Origin of the sequence: uncultured Martelella sp. (assembly GCF_963677965.2) — a bacterium.
Lineage (GTDB): Bacteria > Pseudomonadota > Alphaproteobacteria > Rhizobiales > Rhizobiaceae > Martelella > Martelella mangrovi.
Genome location: NZ_CAXXFM010000001.1, coordinates 3,070,968 through 3,086,856, shown reverse-complemented (window position 1 = coordinate 3,086,856; position 15,889 = coordinate 3,070,968). Strand labels below are relative to the sequence as shown.

The following is a 15,889-nucleotide window of genomic DNA, read 5'->3' as shown; positions in this document are numbered from 1 at the left end:
TCACACCTGCGTGACGGAACTCAGGCCGAGAGCTTGGCCATGACCTCGTCATCGACTTCGAAGTTCGAGTAGACGTTCTGCACGTCGTCATCGTCTTCGAGGTTTTCGATGAGGCGCATCAGTGATGTTGCGCGGTCTTCGTCGACGGGGATGGTGTTCTGCGGCTTCCAGATGGCCTTGACGCTGTCGGCTTCGCCGAGCGCCTTTTCCAGAGCGGAGGAAACCTCGTTGATGTCCTCGAAGGCGCAGTAGATCGTGTGGCCGTCCTCGTCGTCGGAAACGACGTCATCGGCGCCGGCTTCGATCGCAGCTTCCATGATGGTGTCCGCATCACCGGCTTCCGGCGTGTAGACGATTTCGCCGACGTGATCGAAGGAGAAGGCGACCGATCCGGTTTCGCCAAGCGCGCCACCGGCCTTGGTAAAGATCGAGCGGACGTTGGAGGCTGTGCGATTGCGGTTATCCGAAAGCGCCTCGACAATAACGGCAACGCCGCCGGGGCCGTAACCTTCGTAGCGAACTTCATCATAGTTCTCGGCATCGCCGCCGGCTGCCTTCTTGACCGCACGCTCGATATTGTCCTTCGGCATCGACTGCGCCTTGGCGTTCTGGATCGCCAGCCTGAGACGCGGGTTCATGTCGGGATCGGGCGTGCCCATCTTGGCAGCGACAGTGATTTCGCGCGCCAGCTTGGAGAACATTTTCGAACGCACCGCATCCTGCCGGCCCTTGCGATGCATGATGTTTTTGAACTGTGAATGGCCCGCCATGAGCTCCGCCCTGTCTCTTTATCGTTCAAAGGATAGAATGGGCGCCTTATAAGGGCGTGAGGCTTTCTGTTCAAGCCCAAGAGCGTGAGCGATCGGCAGACCGCGAAGAGAGCCGGACAAATCCTACCAGACGCCTTCCAGCAGAATGATCTTCGGCGGGCTCGACAAGGTCCGGAGAGACACCGTCAGCGAGCGACTGTCGGAATAGACCACCTCGAATCCCTCGCCCATCATATCCGCGAAGCTTCTCACACGCGGACCGGTGCGGTGCATGGGCAGCACGATCGAGGAATAAAGCCGCTCGATCACGTTGCCCATGCTTTCGGCCCCCAGCGTCAGCCCGCCATCCACGGGCACCATGACCACATCAAGCCTGCCGATCTCCATGATGTGAGTATCGGTCAGTTCGTGATGCAAATGGCCAAGGTGCCCGATGCACAGGCCCGCCACTTCGAAGATGAAAATCGAATTGCCGTCTTCCTCGAAACTGCCCCAGGCCCGAATATCGGTGGTGACGTTTCGGATGTAGGTATCGCCGACAATCACGTCGTGGTCTGCCGCCTCGCCCGGCACGTCACCCCAGCCATGCAGAACCATGCCGATGTTCGGATCCGGCGTCAGCGTGAAATGGCTTTGGTGGGCCTTGTTCATGGTGGCGACATCCGGCGGGCCGCCGGGCAGCAGAAAACCGGAATAGTCGGTCGCAATCCGGACCCCGGCAGGCGTTTCGATCAGATAGGTGGAATGGCCGATGAAGGTGATCGTTACCTCCGGCGCCTCATAGGCAACGGGCACGAAGCTTGCGAATTTCACATCCGGCAGGCGCTGCGCAATCGCCTGGCACTGGCTGACCGGCGGGCGCGTTTGCGCAGCCGCGCCCGCGCCCACGAGCATCAGAATTGCAGGAACGAGCATCGCGAATTGACGAAGCATTGCCATTCCCCCGGGTTTTGAGGATGGCACCAGTGTGCGGGAGAACCGCCGAAAGGTCCATGAAAGCACCCGCCAAAGACATTCACAGATTCGTGAAGACGGCCGCAACGCGGCTTTGATGTTGCCATGCCGGCAACTCTTGCTTTCTCGCGAACCATCCCCATTTCGTTTGCCGAAGGTGACCCAAGCGGAGATTGAGACGAGATGCGTGACAAGGTACTGGCTTTGACGGCTTCCCGGAACTGGGAGGCCTTTATCCTGACGGTCATCATCATCAACGCGATCACGCTGGGGTTTGAAACATCCGAAACCGTGATGCAGAGCTTCGCAGGGCCGGTACTGCGTTTCTTCGACCGGATCGTGCTCGCCATCTTTGTCGTCGAAATTGCGCTGCGCCTTTATGCCCACAGGCTGCGTTTCTTCCGCGATCCCTGGAGCCTGTTCGATTTTTCAATCGTGGCGATCAGCCTTCTGCCGGCCAGCGGTCCGCTTCAGGTGTTGCGCGCGCTGCGCATTCTGCGTGCGCTGAGACTGTTGTCGATGATCCCCTCGCTCAGGCGCGTGATCGGCGGCCTTGTGGCCGCACTGCCCGGCATGGGCTCGATCATCGTGCTGATGGCGCTGGTGTTCTACATCTTCGCCGTGATCGCCACCCGGCTCTACGGCGAGGCCTTTCCCGAATGGTTCGGCTCGCTGGGGGCGACAATCTATTCGCTGTTCCAGATCATGACGCTGGAAAGCTGGTCGATGGGCATCGTCCGCCCGGTCATGGATGTCTATCCCAATGCCTGGCTGTTCTTCGTGCCGTTCATCCTCTCCACGGCCTTTACCGTGCTCAACCTCTTCATCGGTATCATCGTCTCGGCCATGCAGAAGGAGCACGAGCAGGAACTGCTGGAGGAAAACCGCCAGGCAAGGCAACCGGAAATGCAGCTGATCCTTTCAGAGCTGAAGGCGCTGCGGCAGGAGGTGGCTTCGCTGAAACAGGATCAGCAGCCAGAAGACGGCTACAGCGCCCACCGATCCTGACAATGGGAGCGCCGCTTATCTCTAGACCGTGGCAATCGCCAGATTCTTGCCGGTTAGTTTGGAAAGCTGCTGCAGGCGGCCCTCGACGCGTTCGCCGATGAAATCGGCATATTGCGCCGGCACCACCAGTTCGAGATCGACATCGTCGTTCTTGCCGGGCAGGAAGTCCAGCGCGCCGACAATGCCGGGCATTGAGGCCGAAAACAGATAGGCAACGCGGAGCAGGCCGCCGAGCAATTTTGCCCTGTCGAGCAGTTCCGGCGTGGCAATGGTGCCGAGACCATTGGTATGGTCGTCGTCGCGCAGGCCCTCGAAGCGATAATAGTTTGCAAGCGCGATAAAGGCGCGGCCGGGATGGGTAATGCCGGTGACCGACGAGTGGGCGATCACGTTCAGCGACTGGGGACCACGAAAATCCGGATGCGCACGCCAGCTGATATCAGCCAGAAGACAGGCCGCCTGACGGTAGCGCGCTTCTTCCGGGGTTTCCTCGACACCGAAACGGCGCAGCATCAGACCGGTCCAGGCGGCAATCTCGGTGGCGTGTTTGGGCGAGCGCGCCCGCAGCAGCGCAAGCTGCCTTGAGGCAACCAGAAGCGGGTCCTGCTGCTGGTCATCGGCGCTCAGCAGTGAATAAAGCAGCCCCTCGCGCACCCCTTGCGCGGAAAAGCAGATCGACTTCGGCTGCATGATGCTCAGCACCTCGCGCATGGCGATGGCGCCGAAAGGCAGCAGCATGCGGCGGTTCTTGGAGACCGCCTGCCACGCGTCGTCTTTCTGGTCCTCGTCCTCGCCAATCCGGTCGAGGAAACTCATCATCTCGTCGAAGCTCAGCTCATAGCCCTGCATCATGGTCAGCGGATAACCGGTCATTTCCATGTGCAGGCGGGCGATATTACGCCAGGTGCCGCCGACCGCATAAAAGGTCCGGCCGCGGCCCTTTTCGAGAAAGCTGACCTTCTTGACCTGCTTCTTGGCAAAATTGCGGGCCTTGCTCAGCGACCCCTCGGACAGTTCGGAAAGCCGGATACCGCCGAGCGGCAGGGTGATGCCGTCGCCATAGGTCTTGTCCTTGATGTCGATGAGTTCCAGCGAACCGCCGCCAAGGTCGCCGGCGATACCATCGGGCTGGTAAAAGCCGCTGATGATGCCGTAGGCGGAATAAAGCGCTTCTTCGCGGCCAGTCAGCACGCGGATTTCCATGCCGAGAATGTCTTCCGCCGCTTCGATAAATGCCGGGCCGTTCTCGGCCTCGCGGGCGGCTGCCGTCGCCAGCACATGCATGGTGACCGAACGCGCCTGTTCGGCAAGCGCCTTGAAACGTTTGAGCGCGCGCAAGGCGCGCTCGACGCCCTCGTCACTCATCCTGCCGGTTGCGGCAATACCACGCCCGAGGCCACAGAGGACCTTTTCGTTGAAGAGTACTGTCGGCGCACGCGACAGGCCCTCGTAAATAACGATACGAACCGAGTTTGACCCGATATCGACCACGGAGACAGGGTTTATGCCCGGAAGGCGCCCCTGTGCTTCTGATTCGACCATAAAATACCGGCTTAGTTATTGTGGCCGGACAAAAGCCCGGCGATGAGCTTTGGCGCACTTGATTTCAAAGCTTCACCGCGGCCCGAAAGGCTCGGATTGGTCATGAAATACTCCTGCGCGTTGAACGGTTCCTCGCCCTCGCGCGGCTCCACCCGTCGTGAGGTTCCGTCGGGCAGTATCTCGTAGCTCTGCTGGTTGTCAATGATATTGCCAAGCATGATCTGTGAAAGCACCTGCTCATGCACGGTCGGGTTGGTCAGCGGCACGATGGTTTCCACCCGCCGGTCGAGATTGCGCGGCATCAGATCGGCCGAGCCGACATAGACATGGGCATTCTCCGACGGCAGACCGTGGCCATTGCCGAAACAGTAGATGCGGGAGTGTTCCAGGAAACGGCCGACGATCGACTTGACCCGGATATTCTCCGAAAGGCCCGGCACCTGGGGGCGCAGGCAGCAGATGCCACGGACCACGAGATCGACCTGCACGCCCTCGCCGCTTGCCCGGTAGAGCGCATCGATGATCTTGGGATCGACAAGCGAATTCATCTTCATCCAGATCGCGCCCGGCAGACCGTTCTTCACATGCTCGATCTCATCCTCGATATGCTGAAGGATGCGCGAACGCATGGTGCGCGGCGAAACGGCAAGCTTCATGTTCTGCTCAAGCTCGCCGTAACCGGTGATGAAATTGAACACTTCCGCCACATCGTGGGCGATCTGCGGATCGCAGGTGAAGTAGGACAGATCGGTGTAAATCTTGGCGGTGATCGGATGATAATTGCCGGTTCCCATGTGGCAATAGGTCCTGAGATTGCCGTCTTCACGACGCACCACCATGGAAAGCTTCGCATGAGTCTTCAGTTCGATGAAACCGAAGACCACCTGCACGCCGGCGCGTTCGAGATCGCGCGCCCAGCGAATATTGGCTTCCTCGTCAAACCGCGCCTTCAGTTCCACAAGCGCGGTCACCGATTTGCCGGCCTCCGCCGCGTCGATCAAAGCGCGCACGATCGGGCTGTCGTTCGAGGTGCGGTAAAGCGTCTGCTTGATGGCGAGCACATTCGGATCGCGGGCGGCCTGGATCAGGAACTGGACCACGACATCGAAGGATTCGTAGGGATGATGGACGACGAAATCCTTCTCGCGGATCGCTGCGAAACTGTCGCCGACATGCTCGCGCACGCGCTCGGGAAAGCGCGGATTGAAGGATTTGAACAACAGGTCGGGACGCGGCGCCTTGGTGATTTCCGAAAGCGTGTTGAGCGCCAGAAGCCCCGGCAGCACGGCCACGCGGTCTTCGGGAACGCCAAGTTCGTGGATCACGAAATGGCGCAGCGACGCCGGCATTTCCGAGTCGGTCTCGATCCGGATGACAGAGCCGCGCCGGCGCTGTTTCAGCGCCGTTTCGAAGTAGCGCACCAGATCCTCGGCTTCTTCCTCAAGCTCGATATCACTGTCGCGGATGACGCGGAACGTGCCGTGGCCCTGCACCTCATAACCCGGATAAAGCCGGTGGATGAACAGGCCGATCACATCTTCCATGGTGATATAACGGATCATCCCGTCGAGATCGGGCATGCGTACAAAACGGTTCATCGACGGCGGCAGGCGCAAAAGCGCATTCATCGGTTCACGGCCGTGACGGCTGACGAGCTGAAGCCCCATGGAAAACCCAAGATTGGGAATGAACGGGAACGGATGCGCCGGATCGATGGAAAGCGGGGTGAGAACCGGGAAAATGCCACGTTCGAATTCGTTGGTCAGCCATGCGCGGTCTTCTTCCGTCAGTACCGACGGACGCACGATCGCAATGCCCTCATTGGTCATATATTGCTGGAGCACGGCAAGGGCGGCCTGCTGCTCCATCTGCAGATTGTCGATCTCGCGCAGAATGTCGGAAAGCTGCTCGGCCGGCGTCTTGCCATCGGCGGAAAGCATGGTCACGCCCTGGCGCACCTGCCCTTCCAGACCGGCAACGCGCACCATGAAGAATTCGTCCAGATTGGCCGCCGAAATCGACAGGAAGCGTACGCGTTCCAGAAGCGGATGCGCCGGGTTCAGCGTTTCCTCGAGCACGCGGCGATTGAACTGCAGCCAGGAAAACTCACGGTTGATGAAGCGCGCCGGGCTGTTTGCCAGATCTTCGGCGCCCTCGAGTTCGGTCATATCATCCACACGTGAAGACAGGTTTTCCATGGTTTCCGTTTTTCCCTCTCATTGGCCACAACACGGCAGCGCATCACACCGGCAACAACGCCCCGGTTGCCGAACTATCTGAATTTGGCAACGAAACTGTGACACGACGTCAGACTTGCGCAGATTATTGGTGCTTGCAAGCAGGCGATGAGAATTCGATACACAAACCGGTGAACCGCTCACTAGAGCGTTTCAGACTGAAATGCTCTAAACGGCATTTTCACGCGCGGTGAGAACTTCGGCGGCCAGCGCCCGCGTGATCCGGCGTCCCCGCGCCAGCGCCAGCCTGTCGATCTGATCGACAATCCGGCAGGCGGCATCGAGCGACCGCTCCATGCGCGAGACGAGATAGGTAACGACCCGCTGATCGACCTCCAGCTGCCGGTCCGAAAACAGTTTGACGATGACCTGCTGGAGCAAGGCGTCATCCGGCGCGCCGATTTCGACGAGCGTAGCCGCCTGAAGCCGGGAGCGAAGGTCGGCCAGTGTGACATCCCACAGGCCGGGCGCCGAGCGCGCGGTAATCAGAAGGCTTCCGCTGTTCTGGCGCACCGTATTGATGAGGTGAAAAAGTGCGGTCTGGTCGAATTCGGCGCGATCGGCGTCTTCAAAAAGAAAAGCGCCCTGACGATAGGGAATGGGCCGACCGGCGCGCAGATTGTCGGTAACGTCATGCGCCTCGCTCATCCCCTTCCAGATTGCCGAAAGATGGCTCTTGCCGGAGCCTGCCGGTCCGCTCAGCACGGTGACCGGCGCACGCCATTCGGGCCAGCGGTCGACCAGATCGACGGCAGGCGCGATCGATGCGGAAACCAGCAGGTGTTCCCGGTCGGCAGCGGGATCATGGCCGAGTGCGAGCGGCAATTGCAGGGTGTCGGTCTCTTTCGTCACGGCGTGTGTGCTCAGCTTTCTTCTTCCTGAACCGGCGCGGGCTTTTCCGTATCGTGCTCAACACCGTCCCAATAAAGATCGCTGGTGAGATAACGGTCGATGGCAAAGCGCACGAGAACACCGACGGCAGCGGCCACCGGCACGGCCACAAGCAGGCCGACAAAGCCGAACAGCACGCTGAAGGCAAACAGGGCGAACATCAGCCAGACGGGATGAAGCCGGACGCTGCCGCCGACAAGTTTCGGCTGCAGGATATTGCCTTCGAGAAACTGGCCGAACAGGTAAATGCCGAACACCAGCGCGATCATCCAGAAATCCGGCCAGAACTGGAAGATCGCAACGCCCATCGACAACACCAGCCCCGATGTCGAACCGAGATAGGGAATAAAGCTGACAAAGCCGGCGAAAAGCCCGATCAGGGCACCGAAATTGAGACCCGCCAGGCTGAGTGCGACGGCATAATAGATACCGAGGATCAGGCAGAGCGACCCCTGCCCGCGCACGAAGCCGGAAATCACGCCGTTGATCTCGCGCGCAAGGTAGCGCACGTCATCGACCTGGGCACGCGGGATCCACTGGTCGACCTTGGCAATCATCCGGTCCCAGTCCAGCAGCAGGTAGAAAGCGATCACCGGCGCCAGCACCACGAAGGAGACGACGTTGACCACGGCCATCGACGAGTTCCACAGGCTGCCGAAAAGCGAACCGGCAATCGAGGCGCCGCTTGAAAGCATCTTGCCGACATTCTCGCTGAGGTCGGTCAGCTGACCGTTCGCCCAGTCGACCAGCTTGCTGAGCTGCGTCGTCTGCACATAATGTTCCAGCGCCGCGATATATTTCGGAAACTGCTGGACGACATCGGAAGCCTGCGAGACGAGCAGCGGAATGAACAGCAGCAAGACCGCAATCACCACGATGAGGAAGGTCAGCATGATCGCCGTCGTCGCCCACAGCCGGTTCAAACCGAACTTTTCCAGACGGTCGGCAATCGGGTCCAGGAAATAGGCCAGCGCCATGCCCGCCACGAACGGCAGGAGAATGCTGCGGAACACATAAAGGAAGAGCGCCACGAAGGCGGCGAACAGGAGCCAGAAGATCACCTGTCTGCGAAGGCCTGCCCCGCTGATGCGTCCTGTCATTCACCACACTCCCGTCGCAGGCACGCTTCCGGTTTTAGAAACGATTGCCGGTTCTGTTGAAAGGCTTGGGCCCGGAAAATCCGTCGGCACGCCTTGTTTGTTGGCTATTGCGTGTTCACCGTCAAGTCTCAAGAATGCCGGTTCAAGCGGCACTCCCCGATATCCACCGTCCGCAAACAGGCTTTCAAACCCACTGTGGAAGGCGCCGGCGGGCTTTATTGTCGACATCAACAGGGGCTTTCGGCCTTCGCGCTTGCATCGGATCACAACCCGTGCAATGCCCACATCTGAATTTTGCACGAGGATTTCCCATGAGCGAGACCCGCAGAAACGGACTGACCTATTCCGATGCCGGCGTTGATATCGATGCCGGCAACCTTCTGGTCGAAAAGATCAAACCGGCCGTCAAATCGACACGGCGTTCCGGCGCCGACAGCGAGATCGGCGGTTTCGGCGGCCTTTTCGATCTGAAGGCAGCGGGCTTTTCCGATCCGGTTCTGGTTGCCGCCAATGACGGCGTGGGCACCAAGCTGAAGATCGCGATTGAAGCGGGCAAGCATGACACCGTCGGCATCGACCTTGTGGCCATGTGCGTCAACGATCTCGTCGTGCAGGGCGCCGAGCCTCTGTTCTTCCTCGATTATTTTGCCACCGGCGCGCTCGACCCGGACGAAGGCGCAACGATTGTAGAAGGGATCGCCGAGGGCTGCCGCCAGGCGGGCTGCGCGCTGATCGGCGGCGAGACGGCGGAAATGCCGGGCATGTATTCCAAGGGCGACTACGATCTCGCCGGTTTCGCTGTCGGCGCGGCCGAGCGCGGCACGCTTCTGCCGGCGGCAAACCTCGAGCAAGGCGATGTGATTTTCGGCCTTGCCTCTTCCGGCGTTCATTCCAACGGCTTTTCGCTGGTGCGCCGCGTTGCCGAGATGAACAGTCTCGGCTGGCAGGCCGCCGCCCCCTTTGCCCCCGGCAAGACGCTGGGCGAGGCATTGCTGGAGCCGACCCGCATCTATGTGAAGCCGCTGCTGGCCGCCATCCGCGAAACCGGTGCGGTCAAGGCGCTGGCCCACATCACCGGCGGCGGCTTTCCGGAAAACATTCCGCGCGTCCTGCCGAAAACGCTGTCGGCAGAAATCGATCTCGCGGCGATATCCGTGCCGCCGGTGTTTTCCTGGCTGGCGCGTGCAGGCGGCGTGGCGCCGGCAGAAATGATGCGCACCTTCAACTGCGGCGTCGGCATGATCGGCGTGTGCAAGGCGGACGATCTTGAGGCCGTTCTCGAGGTTCTGACGCGCGAAGGCGAAACCGCCTTTGCACTCGGCCGCATTGTCACGCGCGAAGACGGCATGGACGGCACGGTCTACAAGGGCATGATCAACCTATGACGAAGAAACGTGTCGCCGTTTTCATCTCGGGAAGCGGCTCGAACATGGTCAGGCTCGCCGAGGCCGCACAGGCGGATGACTTCCCGGCAAAAATCGTTGCCGTGATCGCCGACAAGCCGGATGCGAAGGGGCTGGACAAGGCCCGCGCGCTTGGCATTCCGGCCTATGCGCTTGCCCGCAAGGATCATGACAGCAAGAGCGCCCATGAACAGGCGATGCTGGATGTCCTTGCCGATGTGCGCCCCGATTTCATCTGTCTTGCCGGTTTCATGCGGCTGCTCTCGGCAGATTTCATCCGCGCCTATGAAGGGCGCATCATCAATATCCATCCTTCGCTGCTGCCGCTGTTTCCCGGGCTGAATACCCACCAGCGCGCCATCGACGCCGGCATGCGGATCGCAGGATGCACCGTGCATTTTGTGACCGAAGGCATGGATGAAGGCCCGATTATCGGCCAGGCGGCCGTGCCGGTTCAGCCCGGTGACGATGCCGCAGCGCTTGCCGCACGGATACTGACCGTCGAGCACCGGCTTTACCCCGCAGCCCTGCGCCGCCTCGCCGCCGGCGATGTGCGTATGGAAAACGGTCAGGCCGTGTTTGCCGAAAATGCCGGCTCCGCCCCCGAACAGACGATCGTTGTCAGCTAAAACGCGTCCTACAGCCCCTGAATGAAGGGGTTGGTGCGCCGTTCCTCACCGATACGGCCGCCGGGGCCATGACCGCAGATGAAGCCGACATCATCGCCGAGCGGCAGGACCTTGGTGCGGATCGAGTTCAAAAGCGTCTGATGATCGCCACCGGGCAGGTCGGTGCGGCCGATCGAGCCGTGGAACAGAACATCGCCGACATGCGCGAATTTCTGGCGCCGGTTGAAGAAGATCACATGCCCCGGCGCGTGGCCGGGCGTGTGGAACACCTCGAATTCATGCTCGCCGAATGTCAGTGTTTCGCCTTCCGTCAGAAACCGGTCCGGATAGGCATTGCGCACCATTCCGGTCATTCCGAATTTTTCCGCGCTTTCCTCGATGGATTCCAGAATCGGCCGATCATCCTCGTGCGGACCGATGATTTCGAGGCCGAGCTGCTCCTTCATGTCCATCGCGCCGCCGGCGTGATCGAGATGACCATGGGTCAGCCAGATCGCCGACAGCTTGATGCCGTTTTCCTCGATTGTCTGGATGATCACTTCGGCATCGCCGCCGGGATCGACCAGAACGCCCTCGCGGCTTTCCAGATCGAACAGCACCGTGCAGTTCTGCTGAAGCGGGGTGACGGGGATGATTCCGGCCTGAAGCTGTGCCATGCTATTATCTTCGCTCCCGTTTTCGATCCGCCGGTGCGGCTTCCATTTCACAAGGAACCGCTCTAAATCTATTGCAACACCTATGTCAGACTTGTTTTGATTGCAAACCCCCGCCCCCGGGAAATGCAAAACGGCGAAAGGATGTAAGCCTCAGTGCCGAAGAGTGAAGCGATAACAGCGGACGTGTTTTCCAACCCGACCCGAAACAGCGAGGAGGAGTTCGAAATCGTCGAGCTTCTGTTCTTTGCCTATCGCGATTTCACTTCGGATCCCGACGCGATCCTGGATGAGATCGGCTTTGGCCGTGCCCATCACCGGGTGGTGCACTTCGTCGGCAGCCGTCCGGGCATGAGTGTTGCCGACCTGCTCGACACGCTGGGTATTACCAAGCAAAGCCTCGCCCGCGTTCTCAAACAGCTGATCGACGGCGGCTATGTGCGCCAGACCACCGGCCCGGAGGATCGCCGCCAGCGCCGCCTGTCCCTGAGCCCAAAGGGGGAAAGCCTGCGTCAGGAACTGCTGTCACCGCAGCTCGAACGCATTGCCGAAGCCCTGAAAGACCTTCCGGAGAACGAGCGCAGCGCCGTAAAGCACTTTCTGGCGCGCATGTGCAACAGCGATCCCACCGATCTGTGCGGCGCGCTGTCCTCCGGCAACGGAGCCAATTCATGACCCCAAAAGTTGCAGACGACGCCCCTCACCTGCTGATCGTCGATGACGACACCCGCATCCGCACGCTTTTGAAGCGCTATCTCGGCGAACAGGGCTACCGCGTTTCAACCGCCGGCGATGCGGCCGAGGCGCGGCGCAAACTCGAGGGGCTGGATTTCGACCTGCTCGTGCTCGATGTGATGATGCCCGGCGAAGACGGCGTGTCACTGACCCGGGACCTGAGCAAGATCCGCCCGGTTCCGGTGCTGCTGCTGACCGCGAAAGCGGAAGCCGACGCCCGGATTGAAGGGCTCGAAGCCGGCGCGGACGACTATCTCGCCAAGCCGTTCGAACCACGCGAACTGCTCCTGAGAATCAGCAATATCCTGCGCCGTTCCCAGACGCCCAAGACACCGGCGATCGAACAGATCATGTTTGGCCCCTACACCTTCTCGCTGTCCCGCCGCGAACTGAAAAAGGGCGCCACGCCGATCCGCCTGACCGAACGCGAACAGGACATCATGACCATGCTGACGGAAAAGGCCGGCGAAACCGTTGCCCGCTATGACCTTGTCAGTTCCGACGCGGAGATCAACGAACGCACGATCGATGTGCAGATCAACAGGCTCAGACGCAAGATCGAGAGCGATCCGGCAAATCCGCGCTATCTGCAGACCGTGCGCGGCATCGGCTACCGGCTGAACCGGGATTAGGGTGTGTCGTTGAGACAATTGCGCCAAAGCCTGACGAATGCCTGCAACCAAGCCGCCGGAGGGGTGCGCAAGGTGTTTCGCGCCATTGCAGGACTGCCCGGCCTGCGGCAGCTGTGCGGGGCCTACAACACCGTTGCCCGCTGGACCCATCACCGCCTGCCGCGCGGCTTTTTCGCGCGTTCCCTGCTGATCAGCATCATCCCGATGCTGCTGCTTCAGGCCGTCGTCGCCGCGGTATTCATGGAGCGCCACTGGCAGATGGTGACGGAGCGGCTCTCCGACGCCGTGACCGGTGACATTGCGGCCATCATCGACCTCATCGACACAACAGACCCCGATTACGAGGACGAGATCATATCGATTGCGGCGCGCGACATGGGACTTCGCGTCGCCCTGGAGCCCGACGGCAAACTGCCGCCGCCGCTGCCGAAACCGTTTTTCGGCCTTCTGGACCAGGTGCTGGCCGAGCTCATTTCAGACAAGATCGGCCGCCCCTTCTGGATCGATACGCTGGGCAATTCGCGTTTCGTGGAAATCCGCATCAAGCTGGATGAAGGCATTCTCAGGATTTTTGCTCGGCGTTCCATGACCTATGCGTCGAATACCCACATCTTCATCCTGTGGATGGTCGGCACCTCGCTGGTGCTGATCGGCATCGCCACGCTGTTCCTGCGGGGACAGACCCGCCCGATCCTGAGCCTGGCACAGGCGGCTGAGGATTTCGGCAAGGGACATCGCTCATCCATGCCGTTCAAGCCGCGCGGCGCCATCGAAATCCGGCGGGCCGGTCTTGCCTTTATCCTGATGCGCGAGCGCATTGAGCGGCAGATCGAACAGCGCACCACCATGCTCAACGGCGTCAGCCACGATCTGCGCACCATCCTGACACGCTTCAAGCTGCAGCTCGCCCTGATCGGCGACAGTGCGGAGGTTGACGCGCTCAATCAGGATATCGAGGAAATGCAGAAAATGCTGGAGGGCTACATCGACTTTGCCCGCGGCGACGCGGAGGAGACGACCGGCACGGCAAGCCTTTCCGCCCTGTTCAAACGCCAGCAGGAGGATTTCGAGCTGTCCGGCAAGACGCTGCACTACACGATTATCGGCGAGGATGCGGTCACGGTGCGCCCCAATGCCTTTGCCCGGCTGGTGGCCAATCTGGCATCAAACGCCAAACGTCATGCCAATCGCCTGGAAATCACCGCCGAACACGGCGAGAAATGGCTGTCAGTCTCCTTTGACGATGACGGGCCGGGCATTGCCGAGGACATGCGCGAAGACGTGTTCAAGCCGTTCCTCAGGCTCGACAACGCGCGCAATCTCGATTCGTCTGGAACCGGCCTCGGGCTGGCGATTGCACGCGACATCGCCCGTTCCCATGGCGGCAATGTGGTGCTGTCGGATAGCCCGCTTGGCGGATTGCGGGCAACCATTCACATTCCGTGCTGATAGATGTCAGTGCTGATCAGGCGTCAGTGCAGCCTTGCGCCGTTTTCGACCGGTTTGCCGATTGCGGCCAGAACGACGTCGCCATTTTCATCGGCCATGCCGAGGGTCAGCACTTCCGAGCGGAACGGGCCGATCTGGCGCGGCGGAAAATTGACAACCGCCATCACCTGCCTGCCGACCAGTGTTTCCGGCGTATAGTGCACCGTGATCTGGGCGGACGACTTTTTGAGGCCGATGTCCGGCCCGAAATCGATCTTCAGCTTGTAGGCGGGTTTGCGCGCCTCGGGAAAGGTCTCCGCCTCGACGATCGTGCCCGCGCGGATATCCACCTTCAGGAAATCATCGAATGCAATCTCGTCCGTCATTGTCTTCAGCCTGCCAGTTCGCGGGAGCGTTTGCAGGCGGCCTCCAGCGCTTGATCGAAGACCGGCTGCAGGCCGTCTTCGGCCATCAAATGCTCAAGGGCCGCCGCAGTGGTTCCGCCGGGAGACGTCACGTTCTTGCGCAGCGTTCCGGCCTCATCCTCAGATCCGTCCATCAGCGCGCCTGCGCCGATCACCGTACCGCGCGCAAGCCGCATGGCGAGATCTTCATCAAGCCCGAGCTTGCGCCCGGCCTCTGCCATGCACTCAACCAGATAGAAGACATAGGCAGGCCCGCTGCCCGAAACCGCCGTCACGGCGTCGATATCGGCTTCCTTTTCAACCCACTCGACCTGACCGACAGCGGAAAGCAGCATATCCGCCTTTTCCCGCGCAGATGCTGTGACAAGGCTGTTGGCAAAGGCGCCGATGACGCCGCGTCCGACCATGGACGGCGTATTCGGGATCGTGCGGATCATGGCGTGCTGACCGAGACGTTCCTCGAAATAGGCGAGCGTCTTGCCGGCGGCAACGGAGATCACCAGCGTATCGTCATCGATTATCGGGATAATCGTGTCGAGCACCGCATACATGACCTGCGGCTTGACCGCGAGAATGAGGATCTTCGCCTTGATATTGTCCGGCGGCGCGACCGCATGGCGGATGCCGCTGCGGTCCAGAAGGCTCTTGATATTGTTGGAGGGGTTCGGGTCGATCACCGTGATCGCCTCACGCGGCACCCCGCCGGCAACCCAGCCGGACAGCATTGCGCCGCCCATATTGCCGGCGCCGACCAGAACCAGTCCTTCGATTTCGCCGAGATCCGCCATATCAGGCCTCTCCAACCGTTTCGAACAACACTGCCTTCATGGCGTCTTCGGCCGACATGCCGGACCAGACGACGAACTGGAAGGCCTGAAAATAATTCTCGCACACATCAAGCCCGTTCGACAGCGTGCCCTCGACCTGCTGGTTGGTGGGCTCGGCGCCGCCTGCCAGAAGCAGCGAATGACGGAAGACGACGACATTTTCATGCGGCCAGAAATCGAAATGGCCCATCAGCACCTGGGAATTGACGCGCGACAGCAGGCGCACAAGTTCGGTCACCCTGTGGTCGGGCACGCGCAGGTCGAAGGCGCAGGCAAGATGCAGCGCCTCATGCTGGCTCATCCATGAAAACGAGACGTGATAGTCGGCCCAACGGCCACCGACCGTCATCGCGATCTCGTCCTCGCCGGAACGCTCGAAACTCCAGTCATTCGTGGATGCCACGAACTCGATCATGTCGACCGGATTGTTCAAACGTTCAATTTCCAAAAGACCAAGACCCATAAACCACCTTTTCCGAGTACCGCCCACCGGCTTCGGCCAGTTGCGATACCGGCCTCCCCGCGTTGCACGCACCGGGCTCTATTTCGAATCATCTATTAAAATCAGTGTATAATGCGTATTCGCCAACACCAGCCCCCCGCATGCCGCTTTCCCGTGATCTGTCATTTTCGCGTTACGAAAATGATTCAGAGC

Annotated in this window: 16 protein-coding genes; 6 read left to right on the top strand and 10 right to left on the bottom strand. The window is 60.5% G+C overall.

Going from position 1 to position 15,889, the window contains the following annotated elements:
- Window positions 1–20: 20 nt before the first annotated feature.
- Both ACHZCU_RS14390 and ACHZCU_RS14385 read right to left on the bottom strand, forming a co-directional pair.
- A complete protein-coding gene (locus ACHZCU_RS14390) occupies window positions 21–770 on the bottom strand; it encodes a YebC/PmpR family DNA-binding transcriptional regulator (RefSeq protein ID WP_319519313.1) in 750 nt (249 codons plus the stop codon).
- 123 nt (window positions 771–893) lie between these two features.
- On the bottom strand, window positions 894–1,703 hold the full coding sequence (locus ACHZCU_RS14385) for an MBL fold metallo-hydrolase (RefSeq protein ID WP_319519312.1): 810 nt from the start codon (window positions 1,701–1,703) through the stop codon (window positions 894–896).
- Between the two features lie 204 nt (window positions 1,704–1,907).
- Between ACHZCU_RS14385 and ACHZCU_RS14380 the strand changes: the two genes are divergently transcribed.
- Window positions 1,908–2,732 (top strand): ion transporter, encoded by an 825-nt coding sequence (locus ACHZCU_RS14380; RefSeq protein ID WP_319519311.1) that lies wholly within the window; start codon window positions 1,908–1,910, stop codon window positions 2,730–2,732.
- A gap of 21 nt (window positions 2,733–2,753) precedes the next feature.
- Here the strand turns inward: ACHZCU_RS14380 and ppx are convergent, their stop codons facing one another.
- The 4 genes from ppx to ACHZCU_RS14360 all read right to left on the bottom strand — a co-directional run bounded on the left by ppx (window position 2,754) and on the right by ACHZCU_RS14360 (window position 8,502).
- Window positions 2,754–4,274 (bottom strand): exopolyphosphatase, encoded by a 1,521-nt coding sequence (gene ppx, locus ACHZCU_RS14375; RefSeq protein ID WP_319519310.1) that lies wholly within the window; start codon window positions 4,272–4,274, stop codon window positions 2,754–2,756.
- A gap of 11 nt (window positions 4,275–4,285) precedes the next feature.
- On the bottom strand, window positions 4,286–6,472 hold the full coding sequence (locus ACHZCU_RS14370) for an RNA degradosome polyphosphate kinase (protein WP_106311387.1): 2,187 nt from the start codon (window positions 6,470–6,472) through the stop codon (window positions 4,286–4,288).
- Between the two features lie 207 nt (window positions 6,473–6,679).
- On the bottom strand, window positions 6,680–7,363 hold the full coding sequence (gene hdaA, locus ACHZCU_RS14365; RefSeq protein WP_319519309.1) for a DnaA regulatory inactivator HdaA: 684 nt from the start codon (window positions 7,361–7,363) through the stop codon (window positions 6,680–6,682).
- 11 nt (window positions 7,364–7,374) lie between these two features.
- Window positions 7,375–8,502: an AI-2E family transporter gene (locus ACHZCU_RS14360; protein WP_319519308.1), complete on the bottom strand. Its 1,128-nt coding sequence runs from the start codon at window positions 8,500–8,502 to the stop codon at window positions 7,375–7,377.
- Window positions 8,503–8,813: 311 nt separating this feature from the next.
- On the opposite strand from ACHZCU_RS14360, the gene purM reads away from it, so the two are divergent.
- Both purM and purN read left to right on the top strand, forming a co-directional pair.
- The gene (gene purM, locus ACHZCU_RS14355; RefSeq protein WP_319519307.1) at window positions 8,814–9,887 is read left to right on the top strand and encodes a phosphoribosylformylglycinamidine cyclo-ligase; all 1,074 of its coding nucleotides are present in this window, start codon (window positions 8,814–8,816) and stop codon (window positions 9,885–9,887) included.
- A complete protein-coding gene (gene purN, locus ACHZCU_RS14350) occupies window positions 9,884–10,534 on the top strand; it encodes a phosphoribosylglycinamide formyltransferase (protein ID WP_319519306.1) in 651 nt (216 codons plus the stop codon). The genes purM and purN overlap by 4 nt, the downstream gene beginning before the upstream one ends.
- A gap of 8 nt (window positions 10,535–10,542) precedes the next feature.
- Here purN and ACHZCU_RS14345 read toward each other — a convergent pair whose 3' ends face one another.
- Window positions 10,543–11,190, bottom strand: a complete 648-nt coding sequence (locus tag ACHZCU_RS14345) for an MBL fold metallo-hydrolase (protein ID WP_106311373.1) — start codon at window positions 11,188–11,190, stop codon at window positions 10,543–10,545.
- 171 nt (window positions 11,191–11,361) lie between these two features.
- On the opposite strand from ACHZCU_RS14345, the gene ACHZCU_RS14340 reads away from it, so the two are divergent.
- The 3 genes from ACHZCU_RS14340 (at window position 11,362) to ACHZCU_RS14330 (ending at window position 14,003) form a co-directional block, all read left to right on the top strand.
- Complete coding sequence (locus tag ACHZCU_RS14340) at window positions 11,362–11,862, top strand: MarR family winged helix-turn-helix transcriptional regulator (RefSeq protein ID WP_227023791.1); 501 nt, start codon at window positions 11,362–11,364, stop codon at window positions 11,860–11,862.
- Window positions 11,859–12,554, top strand: coding sequence for a response regulator (locus ACHZCU_RS14335; protein ID WP_106311367.1), 696 nt, complete (start codon window positions 11,859–11,861; stop codon window positions 12,552–12,554). Before ACHZCU_RS14340 ends, ACHZCU_RS14335 begins: the two co-directional genes overlap by 4 nt.
- Before the next feature lie 72 nt (window positions 12,555–12,626).
- On the top strand, window positions 12,627–14,003 hold the full coding sequence (locus ACHZCU_RS14330; protein ID WP_394706121.1) for an ATP-binding protein: 1,377 nt from the start codon (window positions 12,627–12,629) through the stop codon (window positions 14,001–14,003).
- Window positions 14,004–14,026: 23 nt separating this feature from the next.
- Here the strand turns inward: ACHZCU_RS14330 and ACHZCU_RS14325 are convergent, their stop codons facing one another.
- From ACHZCU_RS14325 to ACHZCU_RS14315, 3 genes are read right to left on the bottom strand one after another with little or no spacing between them, the layout of a single operon-like run.
- Window positions 14,027–14,368: a tRNA-binding protein gene (locus ACHZCU_RS14325; RefSeq protein ID WP_319519305.1), complete on the bottom strand. Its 342-nt coding sequence runs from the start codon at window positions 14,366–14,368 to the stop codon at window positions 14,027–14,029.
- A 5-nt stretch (window positions 14,369–14,373) separates the two neighbouring features.
- The gene (proC, locus tag ACHZCU_RS14320) at window positions 14,374–15,195 is read right to left on the bottom strand and encodes a pyrroline-5-carboxylate reductase (RefSeq protein WP_319519304.1); all 822 of its coding nucleotides are present in this window, start codon (window positions 15,193–15,195) and stop codon (window positions 14,374–14,376) included.
- Between the two features lies 1 nt (window position 15,196).
- The gene (locus ACHZCU_RS14315) at window positions 15,197–15,697 is read right to left on the bottom strand and encodes a YbjN domain-containing protein (protein WP_106311358.1); all 501 of its coding nucleotides are present in this window, start codon (window positions 15,695–15,697) and stop codon (window positions 15,197–15,199) included.
- Window positions 15,698–15,889 lie beyond the last annotated feature (192 nt).

What these genes read in the sequence shown, in the direction of transcription:
- ACHZCU_RS14390 (WP_319519313.1), bottom strand. Translation starts at nt 770, where the DNA reads ATGGCGGGCCATTCACAGTTCAAAAACATCATGCATCGCAAGGGCCGG.
- ACHZCU_RS14385 (WP_319519312.1), bottom strand. Translation starts at nt 1,703, where the DNA reads ATGCTTCGTCAATTCGCGATGCTCGTTCCTGCAATTCTGATGCTCGTG.
- ACHZCU_RS14380 (WP_319519311.1), top strand. Translation starts at nt 1,908, where the DNA reads ATGCGTGACAAGGTACTGGCTTTGACGGCTTCCCGGAACTGGGAGGCC.
- ppx (WP_319519310.1), bottom strand. Translation starts at nt 4,274, where the DNA reads ATGGTCGAATCAGAAGCACAGGGGCGCCTTCCGGGCATAAACCCTGTC.
- ACHZCU_RS14370 (WP_106311387.1), bottom strand. Translation starts at nt 6,472, where the DNA reads ATGGAAAACCTGTCTTCACGTGTGGATGATATGACCGAACTCGAGGGC.
- ACHZCU_RS14360 (WP_319519308.1), bottom strand. Translation starts at nt 8,502, where the DNA reads ATGACAGGACGCATCAGCGGGGCAGGCCTTCGCAGACAGGTGATCTTC.
- purM (WP_319519307.1), top strand. Translation starts at nt 8,814, where the DNA reads ATGAGCGAGACCCGCAGAAACGGACTGACCTATTCCGATGCCGGCGTT.
- purN (WP_319519306.1), top strand. Translation starts at nt 9,884, where the DNA reads ATGACGAAGAAACGTGTCGCCGTTTTCATCTCGGGAAGCGGCTCGAAC.
- ACHZCU_RS14345 (WP_106311373.1), bottom strand. Translation starts at nt 11,190, where the DNA reads ATGGCACAGCTTCAGGCCGGAATCATCCCCGTCACCCCGCTTCAGCAG.
- ACHZCU_RS14335 (WP_106311367.1), top strand. Translation starts at nt 11,859, where the DNA reads ATGACCCCAAAAGTTGCAGACGACGCCCCTCACCTGCTGATCGTCGAT.
- ACHZCU_RS14325 (WP_319519305.1), bottom strand. Translation starts at nt 14,368, where the DNA reads ATGACGGACGAGATTGCATTCGATGATTTCCTGAAGGTGGATATCCGC.
- proC (WP_319519304.1), bottom strand. Translation starts at nt 15,195, where the DNA reads ATGGCGGATCTCGGCGAAATCGAAGGACTGGTTCTGGTCGGCGCCGGC.
- ACHZCU_RS14315 (WP_106311358.1), bottom strand. Translation starts at nt 15,697, where the DNA reads ATGGGTCTTGGTCTTTTGGAAATTGAACGTTTGAACAATCCGGTCGAC.